The organism is Niveibacterium sp. 24ML (assembly GCF_026586805.1).
In the GTDB taxonomy this organism is placed as follows: Bacteria; Pseudomonadota; Gammaproteobacteria; order Burkholderiales; family Rhodocyclaceae; genus Niveibacterium.
The window spans coordinates 1-21440 of the sequence record NZ_JAPFHA010000007.1 but is presented as its reverse complement, the minus strand read 5'-3'; the positions used below and the strand labels follow the sequence as shown (position 1 = coordinate 21440).

Genomic DNA, 21440 nt, shown 5'->3' with positions numbered 1-21440 from the left:
CCTCAGTCTGGAATCTTGATTTCGTCGAGGGTCACGGTAGCCGTGCCAAGCTTGCCCACCACAATGCCCGCGGCATGATTGGCCCAACGCATGGCATCGACCATGGACGCGCCGGCAGCCAGCATGACAGCAAGCGTTGCGATCACCGTATCGCCAGCGCCTGATACGTCATACACCTCGCGCGCACGGGTCCCTTCATGAACGACGCCGTCTGCACGGAACAGCGTCATGCCCTCTTCCGATCGGGTCACCAGCAGGGCGTCGAGGGACAAGGCCTCGCGCAACTTCTGGGCACGCGCAGCAAGGTCTGCATCGTCCTTCCATTTGCCAACCACCTGGCGGAGCTCCGAGCGGTTTGGCGTCAGCAAGGTCGCGCCCTGGTAACGCGAATAGTCGTCGCCCTTGGGATCAACCAGAACCGGCTTACCCGCAGCGCGCGCCAGCCCGATCATTTCGGCAACATGGGTGAGCCCACCTTTGCCATAGTCCGACAGTACAACGACATCGCACTCAGGCAAGCGCGACCGGAACTCGGTCAAGGTCGCTTGCAGCGACTCATGATTCGGCCAGGTTTCAAAGTCGATGCGCAGCAACTGTTGCTGACGGCCAATGACCCGCAGCTTGACGGTGGTTGCCAGATCCGGGTCGGTCTGCAAGCAGGCGGTAACCCCATCCGATTCAAGCAGACGACCAAGCGCTGCGGCGGGTTCGTCCGCGCCAACCACCGACAACAGTACGGTACGCGCCGCCAACGCTGCCGCATTGCGTGCAACGTTGGCAGCACCCCCGGGGCGCTCTTCACTCCGCTCAACCTTCACAACCGGGACGGGCGCCTCCGGCGAGATCCGGTTCACATCGCCAAACCAGTAGCGATCAAGCATCACATCGCCGACGACGAGCACTCGAGCGGCAGCAGTATGCGGAAGCGGCGGCAGATTGCGCATTACGGGCGTCCGATGGGAAGGTATTCAAGGCCAAAGCTACGGGGGAGCTTGGGATCGTACAGATTGCGGCCGTCGATCACGACAGGGCTCTTGAGCACGCCTTTGATGCGATCGAAATCGGGGCTGCGAAACTCCTTCCACTCGGTGACGATCACCAAGGCATCAGCCCCCTCAAGCGCATCCATCGGATTCTTCGCAAAGCTCAGACGAGGCTCGTCACCAAAGATTCGCTTTGCCTCATCCATCGCAACCGGGTCGTACGCGGTGACCGTCGCGCCACGCTTGAACAACTCGGCCGCAACCACGCGGCTGGTGGCCTCACGCATGTCGTCGGTGTTCGGCTTGAAAGCCAGCCCCCACAAGGCAAAGCGCATTCCTGATAGGTCCGCGCCAAAGCGCTTGACGATCTTCTCGACCAGCACCAGCTTCTGCGCGTCGTTCGCATCCTCGACGGCCTTGAGCACCTTGAGATCTTTGCCCGCATCCGAGGCCGTCTTGATCAAGGCCTTGACGTCCTTGGGGAAGCACGAGCCGCCGTAACCGCATCCGGCATACAAGAAGTGATACCCAATGCGCGGATCGGAGCCAATGCCCTGGCGCACCAACTCGATATCGGCGCCCAGCTTCTCGGCAAGCAACGCAAGCTCGTTCATGAACGAGATGCGCGTTGCCAGCATTGCATTTGCGGCGTACTTCGTAAGCTCCGCAGAACGGACATCCATGACCACCAGCTTGTCGTGATTGCGTTGAAACGGCGCATAGAGCGCCCGCATCAAGTACACCGCCTGCTCGTCGTCAGCACCCACAACGATGCGATCAGGCTTCATGAAGTCTTCGACCGCAGCGCCTTCCTTGAGGAACTCGGGGTTGGAGACCACAGAGTACCCGACCTCAACGCCGCGCTTGGATAGCTCATCGGCAACCGCAGCGCGAACCTTGTCTGCGGTACCCACGGGCACCGTGCTCTTGTCTACGATCACCTTGTAGTCGGTCATCAGGCGGCCGATGTTGCGTGCCGCGGCCAGCACATACTGCAAATCCGCTGAACCGTCTTCATCCGGCGGCGTGCCGACCGCGATGAATTGAATCGTGCCGAAACGGACCGCCTCTTCCACGTCGGTGGTGAAGTGAAGGCGGCCAGCAGCCACATTGCGCTCAACAACCTTGTCAAGGCCGGGTTCGTGAATCGGGATGCCGCCCTCCTTGAGAATGCGGATCTTGTTCGGGTCGACGTCCAGACAAAGCACGTCATTGCCCATCTCGGCCAGGCACGCGCCCGACACCAACCCCACGTAGCCAGTACCTACAACAGTCACTTTCACCTTGCTGACTCCACTCAGATCGACGCCAAATCAGGGCGTCAAGTCAAACTCTTCACTTCGACGCGGCGGGTAGGTCTCCCAGCCACCACAGGCCGGGCAACGCCAATAGAACTGTCGCGCCTTAAAGCCGCAGGCATCGCAGCAATAGCGCGCCACACGGCGCGTATGCCCATGAATCAAGCCCTTCACCAACTCGATATCCTGCCTTTGCTCAGGCGCAGCATTGAGCAATGCGGCTTCAAGGAGCTTGTCCAAGCCGAGAATCGTGGGGTTGCGTCGCAACTCCTCACGGACCAATTTGTAGGCGGCGTCGGGGCCATCACGCTCAAGCTCCCACTGGAAAACCGCGTCAAGCAGATCCAGCGAGGGATAGCGCTCAAGGTAAGAATGCAGAAGCTGCATTCCGTCCTTCTGACGATCAAGGCGGCTGAAACCATCCATGATCCGCTCTGCGACCAAGGCAAGATAGACCGGATTCTGTTGCTCGACCCGCTGCCAAGCCTCCACCGCACCAGCCACATCGCCACGTGCGAGGCGTACATCACCCAGCAGCATGTTCGCTCTGACCGACTGCCGATTGACGTCGAGGGCACGTTGCAACTGGGTGGCCGCGGCTTCAAGTTGACCGCGCGCCAACTCGTTCGCGCCCAACTCACAATGGAAATTGGAGATCTCCTTGAGCATCAGCGCAGAGTCGGCGTTAGGCAAGGCTCGCGCAACTTCGATCGCCTTGGCCCAGTCTTTCTCCTGCTGATAGATTTCAAGGAGTTGCTTGAGTGCAAACTCGCGCATCCCGGTATCGCGGAGCTTCACAAACACAGCCTCTGCGCGATCAAGCAAACCCGCTTTGAGAAAGTCCTGACCCAATTCAGAGAGGGCAGTCGCGCGCTGCTCGGACGTCAGATCGTCACGATCCACCAAGGTCTGATGCATCCGGATCGCACGATCGAGTTCGCCGCGTCGGCGAAACAGGCTCCCGAGCGCGAAGTGCAGTTCGACTGTTTGCGGATCAACCTTGACCGCCTCAAGAAATGAGTCGATTGCCTTGTCAGGCTGCTCATTCAAAAGAAAATTCAATCCAGTCAGATACGACCGCGGAAGCGCGCGCGACTCCTTCACCAGATGCTTGATATCGACTCGCGCCGCGACCCAGCCCAAGGCGAAGAAGATCGGAAAGGCGAGTAACCACCAGAGTTCAAATTCCATGGATTCAGGCTGACTTCGGGTAATCGGCCGGCGGAGCGTCCCGCACGGAGATAGACGACACGGACGCTGCAACGCCGGACATGTTTTCACGCAAGCGCCGTATTTCGCGCCTTTGATTGCGTAGAGTCAGCACAGCAGCGGTGATACCGAGCAAAACGCCGGCAACAAAAGCAAACAGGATTACCGCGATCAGCGGCAAACGCCATTCGGATTCAAAGAAGAAGCGTAGCGTGACGATCGCATCATTCTTGAGCGCGAAGCCAAGAAGGAGGAAGAACACCAAGGCACGCAGGAGCCAGAGCAGTAAGCGCATCCTGCAATTATCCCGCAAACACGCGTCAGCCGCCAAAAAAGCAGAAGGCGGCTCACGCCGCCTTCTTGGAACAACTCAATACTCGTCCGCCATCGCCTACTGGGCGTCCACACGCTCACGCAGCTCTTTGCCTGCCTTGAAGTGCGGCACGTACTTCTGCGGCACTTCAACCTTCTCACCGGACTTGGGATTGCGCCCCATCCGTGGCGGACGGTAATTCAATGCAAAACTGCCGAAACCCCGGATCTCGATGCGATCGGCGCGCGACAAAGCAAGCGTCATCGCATCGAGAATCACTTTCACGGCGTAGTCGGCATCCTTCACGCCAAGCTGCGGAAAACGCTCCGCCAGCCTGGCAATCAACTCCGACTTCGTCATGACTAACAAGGCTTACTGCTGCGGGTTGTTGAGCTTGGCCTTCAGCAACGCACCAAGGTTGGTGGTGCCGCTGGCAGCGGAAGTGTCATTTGCCGAGAACTTCTGCATGACTTCGTTCTGCTCAGCCTGATCCTTGGCCTTCACGGACAGGTTGATCGAACGGGTCTTGCGATCGACGTTGATGATCATGGTCTCAACCACTTCACCAACCTTCAGCAATTGCGACAGATCCTCAACGCGATCACGCGAGAACTCCGAAGCACGCAGATAGCCTTCGACGTCGTCGTTCATCGCGATCACTGCACCGCGCGCATCAACCGACTTCACCGTGCCATTGACAATGGAATTCTTGTCGTGCGTAGCGATGAAGGTGGTGAACGGGTCGCCATCGAGCTGCTTGATACCCAGCGAGATGCGCTCCTTCTCGACATCGATCGACAGCACGATGGCCTCGACTTCGTCACCCTTCTTGAAGTTGCGAATCGCCTCTTCGCCCGTCAGCGACCACGACAGGTCGGACAGGTGAACCAGGCCGTCGATTGCGCCGGTCAGGCCAATGAACACGCCGAAGTCGGTAATCGACTTGATGGCGCCCTTGACGCGATCGCCCTTCTTGAAGGTCTGAGCGAAGTCATCCCACGGGTTGGCCTTGCACTGCTTCATGCCCAGCGAGATGCGACGACGGTCTTCGTCGATTTCGAGGATCATCACTTCGACTTCGTCGCCCAGCTGGACAACCTTGGTCGGGTGAATGTTCTTGTTGGTCCAGTCCATTTCGGACACGTGGACCAGACCCTCGATACCCTGCTCGACTTCAACGAACGCGCCGTAGTCGGTGATGTTGGTAACCTTGCCGAACAGGCGGGTGCCCGACGGGTAACGGCGAGCGATGCCCACCCACGGATCTTCGCCCAGCTGCTTGAGGCCCAGCGAGACGCGGTTCTTCTCGGCGTCGAACTTAAGGACCTTCGCGGTGACTTCGTCACCGACCTGCACGACTTCCGTCGGGTGACGAACGCGGCGCCAAGCCAGATCGGTGATGTGCAGCAGGCCGTCGATGCCACCGAGGTCAACGAACGCACCGTAGTCGGTGATGTTCTTGACGATACCCTTGACGACGGTACCTTCCTGCAGCGAGGACAGCAGCTTCTCGCGCTCTTCACCCATCGAAGCTTCGAGCACAGCGCGACGCGACACCACAACGTTGTTGCGCTTGCGGTCGAGCTTGATGACCTTGAATTCGAATTCCTTGCCTTCGAACGGGGTCGTGTCCTTCACCGGACGCATATCGACCAGTGAACCCGGCAGGAATGCACGGATGCCATTGGTCATGACGGTCAGACCGCCCTTGACCTTGCCAGTCACGACGCCCTTGACCAGATCACCGTCGTTCAGTGCAGCCTCAAGGTGGTTCCAGGCGGCGATGCGCTTGGCCTTGTCACGCGACAGACGGGATTCACCGAAACCATCTTCGAGGGCTTCGATGGCGACCTGGACGTAGTCGCCCGCGGCAACTTCGAGCTCACCACGATCATTGCGGAACTCGTCGAGCGGAATGTAGCTCTCGGACTTCAGGTTGGCGTTAACGACCACGAAGTTGTGATCGACGCGAACGACCTCAGCGGTGATGACTTCACCGGCACGCATTTCCTGGCGGCTAAGGCTCTCTTCAAAGAGGGCCTCGAAGCTATCGGGAGCGGGAATAGAAGTAGACATGGAAGAATGACCTGTTGCCATCTTGCGATGGCGGGAAAAAGAAAAAACAAACCCGGTCCGCAGCGAAAAACGCAGCGGCCGGAGCCGTGTCCATCGGGGCTCAGGGCGTTAGCAAAGCTGGTGCGTCTGGGCTTGCTGCAGAACGAAAGCGACCGCTTCATCAATCGAAAGCGGCGTGGTGTCCAGCAGGATGGCGTCTTCACAGGGCTTCAGCGGCGCAACCGGGCGACTGGCATCGCGTGCGTCACGCTCGCGCAACTCCTGCACAAGACTCTCTAGGTTAGCAGCCAATCCCTTTTCAATCAACTGCTTATAGCGGCGCTCAGCACGCGCTTCGGGACTCGCCGTGAGGAAAATCTTCAAGGGCGCATCCGGAAACACAACCGACCCCATATCGCGGCCATCGCCAACCAGACCGGGGGCTTGGCGGAAGGCGCGCAGCCGCGCCATCAGCGCCGTGCGCACGCCGGGCAAGACGGCGATCTTCGATGCCGCGTTGCCGGTGGTTTCGCGTCGCACATCCAGGCTGCTATCGACGCCGTCGATCAGGATGGTGTCGCCCACGAATTGCACGTCGAGTTGCGGCGCCAGTGCTGCGAGCGCCGTTTCGTCATCGAGCGCGATGCCGCGCTGCAACCCGGCGAGCGCAAGAACGCGATAGATCGCGCCCGAATCGAGGTAGTGCCAGCCCAAAGCGCGGGCAACCCGGGCTGCGACCGAACCCTTGCCGGAGGCGGTGGGGCCGTCGATTGCGATGACGGGGATGTTCATGTGCGGTCCTTCCAGTTCCACCACTTGAGCAGCTCGGGGTCGTGATCCGTATGGCGCGCGAAATACACGGCACAACGGAAGGTGTAGAGCACGCAGGGGTCTTGTCGCACGCCTGAGAGCTTGCACAGGCGGTCGTAAAGCGCCTGCGGATCTGCCTCGGCGAGATCGGCGAGGCGCCGAACGCCGAGCGCGTACAGGTCGCCCGCCATCGCCGGCCCGATACCGGGGATGCGCAGCAGTTCGGCCGCAACATCCTTCGGCAGCGCGACCGGCGCGCGACGCATTTACATCACCTCAAGCGTGGCAATGCCGAGCAAACCAAGGCCGGTCTTGATCGTATCGGCCGTCAGGCGGCACAGCTGCAGGCGGCTGGCGCGCAAGGCGCCTTCACTCTTGAGCACCGGGCAGTTTTCGTAAAAGCGGCTGAACACGACAGCCAGGTCGAACAGGTAGGCGCACAGCTGATGCGGCGCCGTATCCTTCGCGACCGCGTTGAGGGCATCGGCGAAACGCGCAAGTTGCAGCGCGAGCACCTGCTCGGCGCGCTCTTCCAGGATCACCGGCGCATCGGCCACCGCCGACGTCGCCGCGTCGCGCAGCACCTTGGCGCTGCGGGTGTAGGCGTACTGCAGGTAGGGCGCGGTGTTGCCGTCGAAGGCCAGCATCGACGACCACGAAAAGACGTAGTCGCTCGCGCGGTTCTTCGACAGATCGGCGTACTTCACGGCGCCGACGCCCACGGCACGAGCGATCTCCCAGCGCACTTCCTCGGCAAGATCCGGGTTCTTCTCCGAGACCAGCACGAAGGCGCGTTCGACCGCCTCTTCAAGCAGTTCGGCCAGCTTCACCGTGCCGCCAGAGCGGGTTTTGAACGGCTTGTTGTCCTCGCCCAGCATCACGCCGAAGCCGACATGCTCCAGCGAGACTGTGGCGTCGGCGTAGCCCGCCTTGCGTGCCAGCGTGAACAGTTGCTGGAAGTGCAGCCCCTGACGCTGATCCACCACGTACAGCACGCGATTGGCCTTGAGTTCGTCAACGCGATAACGCACCGCAGCCAGGTCGGTCGTCGAGTACAGGAAGCCGCCGTCCTGCTTGCGCACGATGTAGGCCTGCGGCTCGCCATCCTTGTTCTTGAACTCATCGAGGAACACCACCTGAGCGCCTTGGCTCTCGACCGCCAGGCCCTTCGCCTGCAGATCGGCCACGATGCCCGGCAGCGCGTCGTTGTAGGCGCTCTCGCCACGCAGATCCGCGCGCGTCAGGCCCACCCCCAGCGTGTCGTAGACCGCCTCGCAGTGATGCATCGACACTTCGAGGAAGCGCCGCCAGAGCATGTTGATGTGCGGGTCACCGCCTTGCAGCTTGACCACGTACTCGCGCGCGGTGTCGGCAAAGGCCGGATCTTCATCCATCCGCTGTTTCGCGCGGCGGTAGAAGTCTTCCAGGTCGGACAGCGCCATTTCCGTATCGGCGCCCTGCTCCACCTCGACCAGGAAAGCGGTCAGCATGCCGAACTGCGTACCCCAATCGCCGATGTGGTTCTGGGCGATAACCTCGTGGCCGAGGAAGCGCAGCACGCGTGCGAGCGCGTCGCCGATGATGGTCGAGCGCAGGTGGCCGACGTGCATTTCCTTCGCCAGGTTGGGCGACGAGTAGTCGACCACCACGCGCTGCGGCGCCGGATGTGGCACGGCCAGATCCTCGCGACCCAGCGCCGCGCTCACGCGCTGAGCGAGAAAGGCCGGATCCAGAGTGATGTTGATGAAGCCCGGCCCTGCGATTTCAACTTTGCTGGCGATGCCGGCCAGATCGAGTTTCTCGACAACCTGCTGCGCCAGTTCGCGTGGGTTCTGCTTGCGCGCCTTGGCCGCGCCCATCACGCCATTGGCCTGATAGTCGCCGAACTCAGGGCGAGCGGCCGGGGTGATCACGGCGGGTACGCCCTCGCAGCCAGCGGCCGCCAGCGCGGCAGCAACACGGGAATCAAGAAGCTGGTAGATCGTTTGTGTGAATGTCATGGCACTTCTGAACGCGCGGCCGCCTGTGGCGCCGCAACGTTCTTATCTCCTGCAGACCGACGCGAAGGCGTCGAAGTAATCGGGGAAAGTCTTGGCGGTGCACTTCGGGTCGTTGATGCGCACTGGTACGCCACCAAGGCTCACCAGCGAGAAGCACATCGCCATACGATGATCATCATAGGTGTCGATCGCGGCATTCACGGTGAGCTCGGCCGGCGCCGTCACGCGCAGCCAGTCCGGCCCCTCTTCCACCGTCGCGCCCACTTTGCGCAGCTCGGTCGCCATCGCGGCGATGCGGTCGGTTTCCTTGACGCGCCAGCTCGCGATGTTGGTCAGGCGGCAGGGGCCGTCGGCAAACAGGGCCGCCACCGCGAGCGTCATCGCCGCGTCCGGGATGTGGTTGAAGTCGCGGTCGAACGCACGCAGCTTGCCACTGGCAGGCGCGGCAGCTTCGATCCAGTTGTCACCCATCGTGATCCGGGCGCCAATCGCTTCAAGGGCTTCGGCAAACGCGACATCGCCCTGGATGCTCGCGCGGCCGACCCCTTCAACCCGCACCGGGCCGCCGCCAATTGCGCCAGCAGCGAGGAAGTACGACGCCGACGACGCATCGCCCTCAACATGGATCACCCCCGGGCTGCGGTAGCTCGCAGCCGGCACGGTGAAACGCTGCCACCCCTCGCGCTCAACCACCACACCAAAACGCGCCATCAAGTTCAGCGTGATTTCGATGTAGGGCTTGGAGATCAACTCGCCCACCACCTCGATCGTCGTCGCCTGCCCGGCGCGCTTGCAAAAGAGCGGCAGCGCCATCAGCAGCGCGGTCAGGAACTGGCTCGACACATCGCCACGCACGCGCACCACACCGCCGGCCTGGATCGTCGCTGGCTGGATCTGAAGCGGCGGATAGCCGTCGTGACTCAGATAGGTGATGTCGGCGCCCAACTGCCGCAGGCCATCGACCAGATCGCCGATCGGGCGCTCATGCATCCGCGGCACGCCGGAGAGTTTGTAGTGGCCACCGGCCAGCGCCAGCGCCGCAGTCAGCGGGCGGAACGCGGTGCCGGCATTGCCCAGAAACAGATCAGCACTCGCGTTGGGGAACTGCCCGGCGCCGCCCTGCAGCGCCCAGTTCAGATCACCCAAGGACTGCGGCGGCAAGCCCAGCGCCGCCAGCGCCTCCAGCATGCGCTCGGTGTCGTCCGAGGCGAGCAAGTCGCGAATCTCGGTGCGCCCTTCCGCCAGCGCCGCGAGCAGCAAAGTGCGATTGGAGATGCTCTTCGAGCCCGGCAGACGGATAGTTCCGGCGGCGCCGGAAGCCGGCGCCAGATCTAGGTATTCCATGGAGAAATCCAAATTGGGTCTAACTGCAAGCGGGAGAAATCGTGAGGCTTTCGTCGCGAGCAGCCCGAGGCTGGGGCGAGAAGCGCAGCCGTACATCCGGTACGGCGAGCATCGCAGCCACTGCATCGGGTTGCGCAGTAGAAAGCGTCATGATTTCTCAGGCGTCGAACTTGCCGGCGAGCCACGCCTCACGCGCATCGCGCGCTTCGCCAAAAAGCTTCTGCAGCGAATCGCCATCAGCCTGCGAGAGCAGCGCGCGGATCCAGGCCAGCTCGGTCAGGTAAGTATCAAGCTCGGCGAGCAGTGCATGCCGGTTGGCAACGCAGATGTCCCGCCACATTTCCGGGTGGCTGCTGGCGATTCGCGTGAAATCCCGGAATCCGCCGGCGGCAAAACCAAACAACTGCTCGGCATTCGCGCGACCGGACACTTCATGCACCAGTGCAAAGGCCAGCAGATGCGGCAAATGGCTGACGGCGGCAAAAACACGGTCGTGCTCCTGCGGCGTCATGTCGTGCAAGTGGCCACCGGTCGCCGCCCAGGCTTCGCGCACGCGGGCGATCGCTTCCGGCCGGTTCTCGGACAGCGGGGTCAGCACGATCTTGCGCCCTGCATAGAGATCGGCGCGCGCGGCGTCCGGCCCGCTTTTCTCTGCGCCGGCGATCGGATGCGCAGGCACGATCTGTTCGAGGTGCGTCTTGAAGTGGGTGTAGACCGCTTCGATCACATCGCGCTTGGTGCTGCCCGCGTCGGTCACAAGGGTATCCGGCCCCAGATGCGGCGCCATCGCGGTCATCACGGCTTCCATCTGCCCCACTGGCATGGCCAGCAGCACCAACTCTGCACCATCGAGCGCTTCGGGCCATTCAGTCGCGATCGTGTCGATCACGCCCAGTTCGCGTGCGCGCTCAAGCGAGGCTCGCGTGCGGCCGATTCCGACCACTTCGCGCACCAGTCCTTTGGCTTTGAGCGCCAGCGCAAACGAGCCGCCGATCAGGCCAACGCCGCAGACGACAACCCGCCCGAACGGTTTCATGCGCCGCCCTTGCCAAGCGCTTTGGCCAGCGCATCCAGGAAACGGACGTTTTCGTTCGGCAAGCCGATCGTCACCCGCAGCCACTCGGGCATCTGATAGCTGGCGATCGGGCGCACGATGACGCCCTGCTCCAGCAACTTGCGGTTGATCGTGCCGGCGTCGCCAACGCGGAAGGTCAGGAAGTTGCCCGATGAGGGGATGTACTCCAGCCCGAGCGCGTTCAGCCCCGCAACGATTTGCGCCATGCCTTCGCGATTGACGGCATAGCTGCGCGCAACGAAGTCTTCATCGGCCAGCGCTGCCGCCGCGGCCGCAAGCGCAACGTTATTCACGTTGAACGGCTCGCGCACCCGGTTCAGCAGATCCGCCAGTTCGCGATTGGCCAGCCCGTAGCCAACACGCAGCCCGCCGAGCCCGTAAATCTTCGAGAAGGTGCGGGTGATGACCAGGTTCGGGTAACGCTTGAGCCACGCGACGCTGTCGTAGCGCTGCGCCGCCTCAAGATATTCGTTGTAGGCCTCGTCCAGCACGACCAGCACATCGTCCGGTGCGGCGTCGAGGAAGGCCTCGATTTCCGCCGCAGGAAGGAAGTTACCGGTGGGGTTGTTCGGATTCGCGATGAAGACGATCCGCGTGTCGGGGCGAATCGCTGCCAGCATCGCAGGCAAATCGTGCCCGAAGGCCTTGGCCGGCACTTCGATGCCAATCGCCCCCGCGCTCTTGACCGCCAGCGGATACACCGCGAAGGCGTGCTGCGAGTAAACCGCTGAGGTTTCGTGATTCAGATACGCAGCCGCGCACAGGTTCAGCAGATCGTTCGAGCCGTTGCCCAGGACGATCTGCTCTGGCGAAACGCCAAACTTCTTCACCAGCGCTGCGCGTAGTTCAAAGCCATTGCCGTCCGGGTAGCGGTGGATTTCGGCGATCGCGCGCGTGGCCGCTTCCATCGCCTTGGGGCTCGCACCCAGCGGGTTCTCGTTGGAGGCCAGCTTGACGATGTCTTCTTCGCGCAAGCCCATCTCGCGCGCAAGTTCTGCAATCGGCTTGCCCGGAATATAGGGCGAAATCGAACGGATGTACTCGGGTGCCTTCTGAACGATGGTGCTCATGCCAAATCCTTAGAGGGCTGCGACCGGGTAGGAGCCCAGAACCTTGACGAAGGCGGCGCGGTCCTGCAGATCAGCGAGCGCTTTCGCAACCCCCTCGTCCGCCCGGTTGCCTTCAACGTCGATGTAGAACACGTATTCCCACAAGCCGGTGCGCGAGGGGCGCGATTCGAGCTTGCTCATGCTGACGCCGTGCTTGGCGAAGGACTCAAGCAGGAAGAACACCGCACCGGGGCGGTTCGGCGCCGAGCACACCAGCGAGGTCTTGTCTTTGCCGGAAGGGCCCGCGTCGTGCTTGCCGATGACCAGAAAGCGCGTGGTGTTGTTCGGATCGTCTTCGATATCGGAGGCGAGGAAGCTCAGGTTGTACAACTGCCCGGCCGCCTCACCGGCAATCGCGGCGGACTCTGGATCGGTCGATGCCATGCGTGCCGCTTCGGCATTGCTCGCGACCGGCACGCGATCCACTCCCGCCGCGTGTCGCGCCAGCCAGTCCTGACATTGCGCGAGCGACTGCGAGTGCGAATAGATGCGCTTGACCGCACCGATCGACGCCGCTTGCGACAAGAAATGCTGGCGGATGCGCAGCTTCACTTCACCGCAAATGCTGGCCGAACTGGCGAGCAGCAGATCAAGCGTACGGCCCACGGCACCTTCGGTCGAGTTCTCGACCGGCACGATGCCGTAAGCGACACCGCCGGATTCCACCGCGTGGAAGACTTCGTCGATCGTGCCTTCCGGCTGAAAATCGGGCGCACCACCGAAGTGCTTGCGGGCGGCCGATTCCGAGAAGGTGCCCGCCGGCCCGAGGAAAGCCACTTTCAGCGGCTGCTCCAGCGCGAGGCACCAGGACATGATCTCGCGGAAGATGCGCTGAACCGCCTCGCCCGACAGGGGGCCTGGGTTCAGGTCAGCGATCTTGCGCAGCACCTGCGCTTCACGTTCCGGCCGATAGATCGGGCCGCGCTTGATTTCGCCGATCTTCTTGGCGCAACCGGCACGCTGGCCGAGACGCTCAAGGATTTCACGATCGAGCCGGTCGATGTCGGCCCGCAGACGGGACAGTTCTTCTTCGCTCACGTGCAGCCCTCAAGCGCGGGTTTGTTCAAATTCACGCAGATAGTCGACCAGCGCCTGAACGCCTTCGAGCGGCATCGCGTTGTAGATCGATGCACGCATTCCGCCTACCGATTTGTGGCCCTTGAGTTGCAGCAGACCACGCGCCTTCGCGCCGACAAGGAAGGCATCGTTGAGCGATTCATCGCGCAGGAAGAACGGCACGTTCATGCGCGAACGCACCGACGGATCAACATGGCAAACGTAGAGATCGCTGGCATCAAGCGCGTCGTACAACAGCTTTGCCTTGGCGATATTGGTGCGCTCCACCGCTTCCACGCCGCCTTGCTGCTTGAGCCACTGGAATACCAGGCCGGCGATGTAGATCGGGAAGGTCGGCGGCGTGTTGAACATCGAGCCGTTCTCCGCCACCGTCTTGTACTGGAAGGCCAGCGGGCAGAGCGGATTTGACTGATCCAGCAAGTCGTCGCGCACGATCACGATGGTCAGCCCGGCAGGGCCGATGTTCTTCTGCGCGCCACCAAACAGCAGACCAAAGCGCGATACATCGAGCGGCCGCGAGAGAATGTCTGACGACACATCCGCAACCACCGGCACATCGGGCGCGCCCAGCGCGGCCATGTCAGGCCAGTCGAAGAACTCGACACCATCAATCGTTTCGTTGCTGCACAGGTGCAGATAGGCGGCGTCGCTACGCAAGCGCCACTGATCGAAACTCGGAATGCACGTGTACTTGCCCTGCTTGGCTGCTGGATCGAGGCTTGACGCCGCGATATGCACATCACCGTAGCGACGCGCTTCCTTCAAGGACTTGGTGGTCCAGGAGCCGGTTTCGATGAAATCGATCTTCTGGTTCTTGCCCGCAAGGTTCAAGGGGATGATTGCGTTTTCCGCAATCGCCCCGCCTTGCATGAACAGGATCTTGTAGTTCGACGGCACCGCCATCAAGTCGCGCAGGTCCGCTTCGGCCTGCTCGATGATGGCCATGAACTCCTTGCCGCGATGGCTCATCTCCATCACCGACATGCCCGAGCCATGCCAGTCGAGCATTTCACCGGCAACTTGCCGCAATACCGCTTCCGGCAGCGTTGCCGGCCCGGCGCCGAAGTTCCAGGGGCGCGTCATTCTGCGGCCCCGGTATCGGTGCTGGCGCCACCCTCCTCGCCCTCAACACCCTCGGCCTCGTCGACTGCAGCGTCGCTTTCGATGATCTTCTCGATGCTGGCAAGCTTGGCGCCATCATCCAGGTTGATCAGTGTCACGCCTTGCGCCGAGCGCGAGGTCTCGCGGATGGTGTCGACGTGGGTACGGATCAGCACGCCGTTGTCGGCGATCAGCATCACCTGATCGGTCGGATCGACGAGCACGGCGCCGACCAGCTTGCCGTTGCGCTCCGACCCCTGGATCGCGATCATGCCCTTGGTGCCACGACCATGCAGGGTGTAATCGCCGATCGGGGTGCGCTTGCCGTAGCCGTTTTCGGTGGCGGTCAGCACGTGCTGGGTTTCGCCGTTCGCAACCAGCATGCAGATCACCGACTGGCCGTCTTCCAGCATCATGCCGCGCACACCGCGCGCAGTGCGGCCCATCGGGCGGACATCGGTTTCGTCGAAACGCACAGCCTTGCCGGCGTCCGAGAACAGCATCACCTGCGAGTTGCCATCGGTGATCGCAACACCGATCAGGTAGTCGCCCTCGTCGAGACCCACGGCGATGATGCCAGCCTTGCGCGGGTTGCCGAAGTCGGTCAGCGGCGTCTTCTTCACGGTGCCTTGCGAGGTCGCCATGAAGATGAAGTGCCCTTCGTCGAATTCCTTCACCGGCAGCACGGCGGTGATTTTCTCGCCTTCGACCAGAGGGAAGAGGTTCACGATCGGCTTGCCGCGCGAATTGCGGTTGCCTTCCGGCGCCTCGTAGACCTTCAGCCAATAAAGTCGGCCGCGGCTGGAGAAGCACAGGATGTGGTCGTGCGTGTTGGCAACGAAAAGCTGGTCAACCCAGTCATCTTCCTTCACCGACGCTGCCTGCTTGCCACGCCCACCGCGCTTTTGTGCACGGTAGTCAGCGAGCGGCTGGCGCTTGAAGTAGCCGGTGTGCGAAAGCGTAACCACCATGTCTTGCGGGGCGATCAGGTCTTCGATGTTGATATCGGCTGCATGCAGCACGATTTCCGAACGGCGCGGATCGCTGAACTGGGTCTTGATCGCGGTGAGTTCGTCACCAATGATCTGCGTCACCCGCGCCGGCTTGGCGAGGATGTCGAGCAGATCGGCGATCAACTCCATGACCTCGCGGTACTCGTTGACGATCTTGTCCTGTTCGAGCCCGGTGAGGCGCTGCAAGCGCATCTCAAGGATCGCCTGCGCCTGGGTGTCCGAGAGGCGATAGCCCTGCGCCGACAAGCCGAATTCGGGCAGCAGGCCTTCAGGCCGGTAATTGTCGGCCGCGGCGCGCGACAGCATGTCTTCGACCAGCTGCGAGCGCCAGGTCCGCGCCATGATCTCGACCTTCGCAACTGGCGGCGTCGGCGCGGCCTTGATCAGCGCAATGATTTCGTCGACGTTCGACAGCGCAACCGCAAGGCCTTCGAGGATGTGCCCGCGCTCGCGCGCCTTGCGCAGTTCGAAGATCGTGCGGCGCGTAACCACTTCGCGACGGTGCGAGAGGAAGCACTCAAGCATCTGCTTGAGGTTGAGCAGACGCGGGCGGCCGTCGACCAGCGCAACCATGTTCATGCCGAAGCTGTCTTGCAGCTGGGTCTGCTTGAACAGGTTGTTCAGCACGACTTCCGGCATTTCATTGCGCTTGAGCTCGATCACGATGCGCATGCCGTCCTTGTCGGACTCGTCGCGGATCTCGCTGATGCCTTCGATCTTCTTGTCGTTGACCAACTCGGCGATTTTTTCGAGCAGCGTGCGCTTGTTAACCTGGTACGGGATTTCGTCGACGATGATCGCCTGACGATTGCCCTTCTCCATGTCTTCAAAGTGAGTGCGCGCGCGCATCACGACACGGCCACGGCCGGTGCGGTAACCCTCATGCACGCCATGCAGACCGTAGATCATCGCTGCGGTCGGGAAGTCCGGTGCCGGCACCAGTTTGATCAGATCTTCGATGTCGACTTCGGGGTTTGCCAGCAAGGCGTGGCAAGCCTCGATCACTTCGCCGAGGTTGTGCGGCGGAATGTTGGTCGCCATGCCCACCGCGATACCACTGCTGCCGTTGATCAGCAGGTTCGGGATGCGGGCGGGGAGCAGCAGCGGCTCTTTTTCAGAGTTGTCGTAGTTCGGGCCGAAATCGACGGTTTCCTTGTCGATGTCAGCAAGCATCTCGTGCGCAATGCGCGAGAGGCGGACTTCGGTGTAGCGCATCGCCGCAGCGCCGTCGCCGTCGATCGAACCGAAGTTGCCCTGACCGTCGACCAGCATGTAGCGCAGCGAGAACTCCTGCGCCATGCGGACTATGGTGTCGTAGACCGACTGATCGCCGTGCGGGTGGTACTTACCGATCACATCGCCGACGATACGGGCAGACTTCTTGTAAGCCTTGTTCCAGTCGTTGCCCAACTCGTGCATTGCAAACAGCACGCGGCGATGGACCGGCTTGAGGCCGTCGCGTGCATCTGGCAGGGCACGCCCGACGATCACGCTCATCGCGTAATCGAGGTAGGAGTGCCGCATCTCGTCTTCGAGGCTGATCGGTAACGTTTCTTTGGCGAAGGAATCCATGTGTCGCGCGATGAAAAGTCCAGCTTTGGGCCGGAGAGACGGCAAATTGCCAAAAGCTTACGATCTTAACACGTCCGACACCCCCTTCCGCAGCGCCTCCAGGCCAAGGACACACGACCGAGGCCGCCAGCCTGCAACCCTTGATGCACTCGCCTCGCCATCGCGCAGCGCCGTCGTTAAGATCGGCCAAAATTTACCCAGGACAGCACCATGCACGCCCGCGAACCAATCGACCTCCTGATCGCTCCGAAATGGCTGATTCCGATCGAGCCGGCCGGGGTGACCCTTGAGGATCACGCCGTCGCGATCCGAAACGGCGTGATCCACGCTGTCTGCCCACTGGCGGAGGCGGAGCAACGCTTCGATGCGCGTGAGCGCGTCTCGCTGCAAGACCATGTATTGATTCCCGGCATGGTCAATCTGCACACCCACGCCGCGATGAACCTGATGCGCGGAATTGCCAACGACCTACCGCTCATGCGATGGCTTCAAGAAGCTATCTGGCCCGCCGAGGCCGCCTGTGTATCTGCCGAATTTGTGCGCGACGGCACCCTGCTCGCGGGCATCGAAATGCTCCGCGGAGGCATCACCTGCGCCAACGAGATGTATTTTCACCCTGACGCGGCCGCAAGCGCCTTCGCTGAACTGGGAATGCGGGCCATGATCGGCGTCACCGTAATCGAATTCCCCACCGCTTACGCGTCGGATGCCGACGACTACCTGCGCAAGGGCCTGGCGGCGCGCGACCACTGGCGAGACCACTCGCTCATCCAATTCAGCCTCGCCCCACATGCGCCCTACACCGTCTCAGATCGCAGTTTTGAACGAATCGTCCAGTACGCCCATGAACTTGGCATGCCCGTTCACATGCACTTGCATGAAACACGCGACGAAATCGCAGAAAGCCAGAGCCGACATGGCATCAGGCCACTCGCACGCATCCAGTCGCTCGGGCTGCTCGATACCGACTTCATTGCCGTCCATGCCGTACATCTCGACCTAAACGAAATTGACATACTTGCAGCGCACAATTGCAGCATTGCCCACTGCCCCACTTCAAACATGAAACTTGCAAGCGGTGCTGCACCGCTTGCCAGCATGAATAAGCGGGGATTACGAGTAGGCTTGGGGACCGATGGCGCTGCAAGCAATAACCGGCTCGATCTGTTTCAGGAAATGCGCCACGCAGCATTGCTCGCAAAAGTTACCAGCGGCGATGCAGCAGCGTTTCCGGCCCACACCGCACTGCGCGCAGCAACGCTCGACGGCGCTGCAGCATTGAGGCTTGATGAAACGATCGGATCAATCGTGCCGGGGAAGGCGGCAGACCTCACCGCAGTCGCACTCAACAGTCTCGAATGCAGTCCGTGCTTTGATCCGGCCAGCCACCTGCTCTATGCAGCCGGGAGAGAGCACGTCACCCATGTATGGATAGCAGGACAAGCAAGAATCAAGGATGGCGCGATGTTGTGGGATCGCAACAAAGAATTGCTGCCTCGCCTGTCCATGTGGCAAACTTTTCTTAAAACATCGGCGAAAAGCCAATAAAGCAGGGCGTGGCGTTCATACAACACGCTGCGCCGGGGGACTTCGGGCCATCTCGGTTCGCAAAAAATACTTGCCTTGCAACGAGGAGAATATGAAACAAGGTTACAAGAAGCTGGTGGTCGCGTTTGCTGCCGTGATCGGTCTGGTTCCGGTCGCAATGGCGCAGCAACAAGAGATCAAGATCGTCCCGACGACGAAGGTCGCGCCTTACGCGATCGATGCCCGCAACACCGTCGTGCGCAGCGGAGCCGGTCTCTGCTGGCGTACCGGCTACTGGACCAAGGAACTGGCTTCGACCACCATGGTTGAGGGTTCCGAGTTTCCGGTCGGTTGCTTCTGCGACAAGGATTTGATGCCCAAAGAGCTGTGCGAGCCGAAGAAGGTTGAGGTAGCACCTGAAGCCAAACCAGTTGTGCCGGGCCCGAAGCCTGCCGCCGAGAAAGTCACCATTGCGGCTGACGCACTCTTCGACTACGACAAGGCTGTGCTGCGCGACGAAGGCAAGGCAACGCTGACTGAGTTCGCAGCAAAGGCCAAGGCGCTCTCGATTGAAGTCATCATCGCAGTCGGCCATACCGACCGCCTCGGTGGCGACAAGTACAACCAGGCTCTGTCCGAGCGCCGTGCAGCTGCGGTCAAGGAATTCCTGGTTAGCCAGCAGATTGATCCGAACCGTGTCTACACCGAAGGCAAGGGCAAAACCCAGCCGGTTACTCAGTGTAAGAACCTCGGCGCGGAAAGCGGCAAGAACAAGAAGCTGGTTGAGTGCCTGCAGCCGGATCGCCGCGTAGAAATCGAAGTGATCGGCACCAAGCAGTAATTCGCCGGGAACTTCAGCAAGAAAGCCCTGCTCCGAGGAGCAGGGCTTTTTTTTCGCATCGCGTCACCCGACAATTGCAGATATTTCAACGCACGGCACACGCCAAACAATGACGACCACCGCGAACCCTTTGAACGCTGACCCGGCTGAACTGCACAAATTCAGCGAACTTGCTCACCGTTGGTGGGATCCAGAGTCCGAATTCAAACCGCTGCATCAGATCAACCCACTGCGGCTGGACTGGATTGACCAGCACACCACGCTAACCGGCAAACGCGCGATCGATATCGGCTGCGGAGGCGGAATCCTCTCTGAAAGCATGGCCGGCCGGGGCGCAATCGTGACCGGCGTCGACCTATCGGACAAAGCCCTGGGCGTCGCGCGTCTGCATCTTTACGAGAGCGGACAAAACGTCGATTACCGGAAAGTCTCTGCCGAGGAAATCGCTAACGCAGAACCCGAATCCTTCGATGTCGTGACCTGCATGGAAATGCTGGAGCATGTACCCGATCCAGCAAGCACCGTAGCGGCGGCCGCCAAACTTGCCAAACCGGGCGGTGCAGTGTTCTTCTCAACACTCAACCGCAACCCCAAGTCCTATCTGTTCGCCATCATTGGTGCCGAATACGTGCTTCGCATGCTCCCGCGCGGCACCCACGAGTACGCACGATTCATCAAACCGTCGGAACTCGCGCGCTTTGCTCGTGACGCAGGGCTGGAAATTGAAGAGGTCATCGGCATGACCTTCAACCCCATCACCCAAGTCTATGCGCTCGGGCGCGACACCGATGTGAATTACCTCGTGCGTTGTCACAAGCCACTATGAAGCACAAGACCAGCACACGATGCGTCTTGTTCGACCTCGACGGCACGCTCGCCGACACTGCACCGGATCTTGGGGCTGCGCTCAACCGCGTCCTGATGGAAGAAGGTCACCCGCCGCTCCCCCTTGAAGCAACCCGCCCCGTTACGTCGCAAGGCGTGAGAGGCCTGCTTCGTGTCGGACTCAAGCTCGAACCTGAACACCCCGAATACCAAGCACACGCACAGCGCGTGCTATCGCATTACACCGCTGCGATCTGCGAACTCACACGCCTGTTCGACGGCATGGATCAAGTGCTCGCCACGCTTGAGTCAAGCGGCATCAAATGGGGAATCGTCACCAACAAACACACGCGCTTCACTGAGCCCCTGGTCAGCGCGCTAGGCCTCACCGAGCGCGCTGCGTGCGTGATCAGCGGGGATACCGCATCGCACCCGAAGCCTCACCCTGCCCCGCTGATCCTGGCCTGTGACCGGGCGGGCGTCCCCGCAGCGCAGACGGTTTACGTCGGTGATGACATTCGCGACATCCAAGCCGGGCGCGCCGCCGGCATGCGAACAATTGCTGCAGCATGGGGCTATCTGGGCGAAGGCGAACCCATTCATCGCTGGGGCGCCGACGCGATCGTCAGCGACCCAAGCGGTTTGTTGGGCGCTTTGTCTCACGAACACGTACAATAGAAATTCTGCCGGGCTTGATATTGAGGCCGGCACCCAAATATCTAGAACATGGGGGCGACCTGGTTTCGACGGGGGTCGCGAAGCAGCTTGGTGCATACCGAGGACCAGTCACCTCGTAAATCCATCTGGAAAACCACAAACGCAAACGACGAGCGTTTCGCTCTAGCCGCTTAAGGCTGGACCGCTGCACTGATTCTTCCCTGGGTCAGGCGGGGCAACCCGCGGCAGCGTTATAAACAGGGAATCGCAATGCGCCGGGCTACTTGGCGCAAAGCTAAATCCAAGGTAGCTCGCGCTGTGCGGGCCTGTCGTCCGGCAAAGTACAGCGTTAAATCAAAATAGGCCGACTAAGTATGTAGATCCGGTTGTAGAGGACTTTCGGACGCGGGTTCGATTCCCGCCGCCTCCACCAAAACTCGCATCCAAGTAGATGCAACAAAGGCCAGAACCCAAGAGAAATCTAGGACTCTGGCCTTTTTCTTTGCCGGATCGTTTGGTACGCACTGCTGCCACGACATCTCCCAGACGGCGTGCTAACAGGGTGATGCAAAACCCCGTGAACGATTCGGGGATGCAGTTGTCGTAGGGATAAGCGTACCACCCCAGGCAG

The 21440-nt window shown here is 61.3% G+C and carries 17 protein-coding genes, 1 other RNA gene and 2 pseudogenes; 5 read left to right on the top strand and 15 right to left on the bottom strand.

The features are described 5' to 3' along the window. Positions 1-2: 2 nt before the first annotated feature. From rfaE1 to gyrA, 15 genes and pseudogenes are all read right to left on the bottom strand, one after another. Positions 3-944 (bottom strand): D-glycero-beta-D-manno-heptose-7-phosphate kinase, encoded by a 942-nt coding sequence (gene rfaE1 / locus OPU71_RS07880; RefSeq protein ID WP_267727020.1) that lies wholly within the window; start codon positions 942-944, stop codon positions 3-5. Further along, positions 944-2266, bottom strand: a complete 1323-nt coding sequence (locus OPU71_RS07875) for a UDP-glucose dehydrogenase family protein (RefSeq protein WP_267727018.1) — start codon at positions 2264-2266, stop codon at positions 944-946. The genes rfaE1 and OPU71_RS07875 overlap by 1 nt, the downstream gene beginning before the upstream one ends. A gap of 30 nt (positions 2267-2296) precedes the next feature. Further along, positions 2297-3472, bottom strand: coding sequence for a lipopolysaccharide assembly protein LapB (lapB, locus tag OPU71_RS07870; protein WP_267727016.1), 1176 nt, complete (start codon positions 3470-3472; stop codon positions 2297-2299). 4 nt (positions 3473-3476) lie between these two features. Then, complete coding sequence (locus tag OPU71_RS07865; RefSeq protein ID WP_267727014.1) at positions 3477-3785, bottom strand: LapA family protein; 309 nt, start codon at positions 3783-3785, stop codon at positions 3477-3479. 96 nt (positions 3786-3881) lie between these two features. Continuing rightward, a complete protein-coding gene (locus tag OPU71_RS07860; RefSeq protein WP_267727012.1) occupies positions 3882-4163 on the bottom strand; it encodes an integration host factor subunit beta in 282 nt (93 codons plus the stop codon). 12 nt (positions 4164-4175) lie between these two features. Beyond that, positions 4176-5879: a 30S ribosomal protein S1 gene (rpsA, locus tag OPU71_RS07855; protein ID WP_267727010.1), complete on the bottom strand. Its 1704-nt coding sequence runs from the start codon at positions 5877-5879 to the stop codon at positions 4176-4178. A 108-nt stretch (positions 5880-5987) separates the two neighbouring features. Next, positions 5988-6644, bottom strand: a pseudogene (gene cmk, locus OPU71_RS07850) ((d)CMP kinase); the annotation flags it as partial. A 2-nt stretch (positions 6645-6646) separates the two neighbouring features. Beyond that, complete coding sequence (locus OPU71_RS07845) at positions 6647-6934, bottom strand: helix-hairpin-helix domain-containing protein (RefSeq protein WP_267727005.1); 288 nt, start codon at positions 6932-6934, stop codon at positions 6647-6649. Continuing rightward, positions 6935-8668, bottom strand: coding sequence for an arginine--tRNA ligase (argS, locus tag OPU71_RS07840; RefSeq protein WP_267727000.1), 1734 nt, complete (start codon positions 8666-8668; stop codon positions 6935-6937). It abuts the gene before it with no gap. A gap of 48 nt (positions 8669-8716) precedes the next feature. After that, a pseudogene (gene aroA / locus OPU71_RS07835) lies at positions 8717-10012 on the bottom strand (3-phosphoshikimate 1-carboxyvinyltransferase); the annotation flags it as partial. A gap of 157 nt (positions 10013-10169) precedes the next feature. Further along, entirely contained in the window at positions 10170-11048 is an 879-nt protein-coding gene (locus tag OPU71_RS07830) for a prephenate dehydrogenase (protein WP_267726998.1), read from the bottom strand. Continuing rightward, a complete protein-coding gene (gene hisC, locus OPU71_RS07825) occupies positions 11045-12157 on the bottom strand; it encodes a histidinol-phosphate transaminase (RefSeq protein WP_267726997.1) in 1113 nt (370 codons plus the stop codon). The genes OPU71_RS07830 and hisC overlap by 4 nt, the downstream gene beginning before the upstream one ends. 9 nt (positions 12158-12166) lie before the next feature. Further along, positions 12167-13234, bottom strand: a complete 1068-nt coding sequence (pheA, locus tag OPU71_RS07820; protein WP_267726994.1) for a prephenate dehydratase — start codon at positions 13232-13234, stop codon at positions 12167-12169. Between the two features lie 9 nt (positions 13235-13243). Further along, positions 13244-14356, bottom strand: coding sequence for a 3-phosphoserine/phosphohydroxythreonine transaminase (gene serC, locus OPU71_RS07815; RefSeq protein ID WP_267726990.1), 1113 nt, complete (start codon positions 14354-14356; stop codon positions 13244-13246). Next, the gene (gene gyrA, locus OPU71_RS07810) at positions 14353-16959 is read right to left on the bottom strand and encodes a DNA gyrase subunit A (protein WP_267726986.1); all 2607 of its coding nucleotides are present in this window, start codon (positions 16957-16959) and stop codon (positions 14353-14355) included. Before gyrA ends, serC begins: the two co-directional genes overlap by 4 nt. A 210-nt stretch (positions 16960-17169) precedes the next feature. Between gyrA and OPU71_RS07805 the strand changes: the two genes are divergently transcribed. From OPU71_RS07805 to ssrA, 5 genes are all read left to right on the top strand, one after another. Beyond that, positions 17170-18507: a TRZ/ATZ family hydrolase gene (locus tag OPU71_RS07805; RefSeq protein ID WP_267726982.1), complete on the top strand. Its 1338-nt coding sequence runs from the start codon at positions 17170-17172 to the stop codon at positions 18505-18507. 91 nt (positions 18508-18598) lie between these two features. After that, positions 18599-19327: an OmpA family protein gene (locus tag OPU71_RS07800; RefSeq protein ID WP_267726979.1), complete on the top strand. Its 729-nt coding sequence runs from the start codon at positions 18599-18601 to the stop codon at positions 19325-19327. A gap of 109 nt (positions 19328-19436) precedes the next feature. Continuing rightward, positions 19437-20153 (top strand): bifunctional 2-polyprenyl-6-hydroxyphenol methylase/3-demethylubiquinol 3-O-methyltransferase UbiG, encoded by a 717-nt coding sequence (gene ubiG / locus OPU71_RS07795; RefSeq protein ID WP_267726975.1) that lies wholly within the window; start codon positions 19437-19439, stop codon positions 20151-20153. Continuing rightward, complete coding sequence (gene gph / locus OPU71_RS07790) at positions 20150-20830, top strand: phosphoglycolate phosphatase (protein WP_267726973.1); 681 nt, start codon at positions 20150-20152, stop codon at positions 20828-20830. Before ubiG ends, gph begins: the two co-directional genes overlap by 4 nt. Positions 20831-20880: 50 nt before the next feature. Continuing rightward, positions 20881-21242, top strand: a transfer-messenger RNA (tmRNA) gene (gene ssrA / locus OPU71_RS07785). The last annotated feature ends 198 nt before the right edge of the window (positions 21243-21440 follow it).

Coding starts and splice junctions, on each gene's coding strand:
- rfaE1 (WP_267727020.1), bottom strand. CDS start 944: ATGCGCAATCTGCCGCCGCTTCCGCATACTGCTGCCGCTCGAGTGCTC.
- lapB (WP_267727016.1), bottom strand. CDS start 3,472: ATGGAATTTGAACTCTGGTGGTTACTCGCCTTTCCGATCTTCTTCGCC.
- OPU71_RS07865 (WP_267727014.1), bottom strand. CDS start 3,785: ATGCGCTTACTGCTCTGGCTCCTGCGTGCCTTGGTGTTCTTCCTCCTT.
- OPU71_RS07860 (WP_267727012.1), bottom strand. CDS start 4,163: ATGACGAAGTCGGAGTTGATTGCCAGGCTGGCGGAGCGTTTTCCGCAG.
- rpsA (WP_267727010.1), bottom strand. CDS start 5,879: ATGTCTACTTCTATTCCCGCTCCCGATAGCTTCGAGGCCCTCTTTGAA.
- OPU71_RS07845 (WP_267727005.1), bottom strand. CDS start 6,934: ATGCGTCGCGCGCCGGTCGCGCTGCCGAAGGATGTTGCGGCCGAACTG.
- argS (WP_267727000.1), bottom strand. CDS start 8,668: ATGACATTCACACAAACGATCTACCAGCTTCTTGATTCCCGTGTTGCT.
- OPU71_RS07830 (WP_267726998.1), bottom strand. CDS start 11,048: ATGAAACCGTTCGGGCGGGTTGTCGTCTGCGGCGTTGGCCTGATCGGC.
- hisC (WP_267726997.1), bottom strand. CDS start 12,157: ATGAGCACCATCGTTCAGAAGGCACCCGAGTACATCCGTTCGATTTCG.
- serC (WP_267726990.1), bottom strand. CDS start 14,356: ATGACGCGCCCCTGGAACTTCGGCGCCGGGCCGGCAACGCTGCCGGAA.
- gyrA (WP_267726986.1), bottom strand. CDS start 16,959: ATGGATTCCTTCGCCAAAGAAACGTTACCGATCAGCCTCGAAGACGAG.
- OPU71_RS07805 (WP_267726982.1), top strand. CDS start 17,170: ATGCACGCCCGCGAACCAATCGACCTCCTGATCGCTCCGAAATGGCTG.
- OPU71_RS07800 (WP_267726979.1), top strand. CDS start 18,599: ATGAAACAAGGTTACAAGAAGCTGGTGGTCGCGTTTGCTGCCGTGATC.
- ubiG (WP_267726975.1), top strand. CDS start 19,437: ATGACGACCACCGCGAACCCTTTGAACGCTGACCCGGCTGAACTGCAC.
- gph (WP_267726973.1), top strand. CDS start 20,150: ATGAAGCACAAGACCAGCACACGATGCGTCTTGTTCGACCTCGACGGC.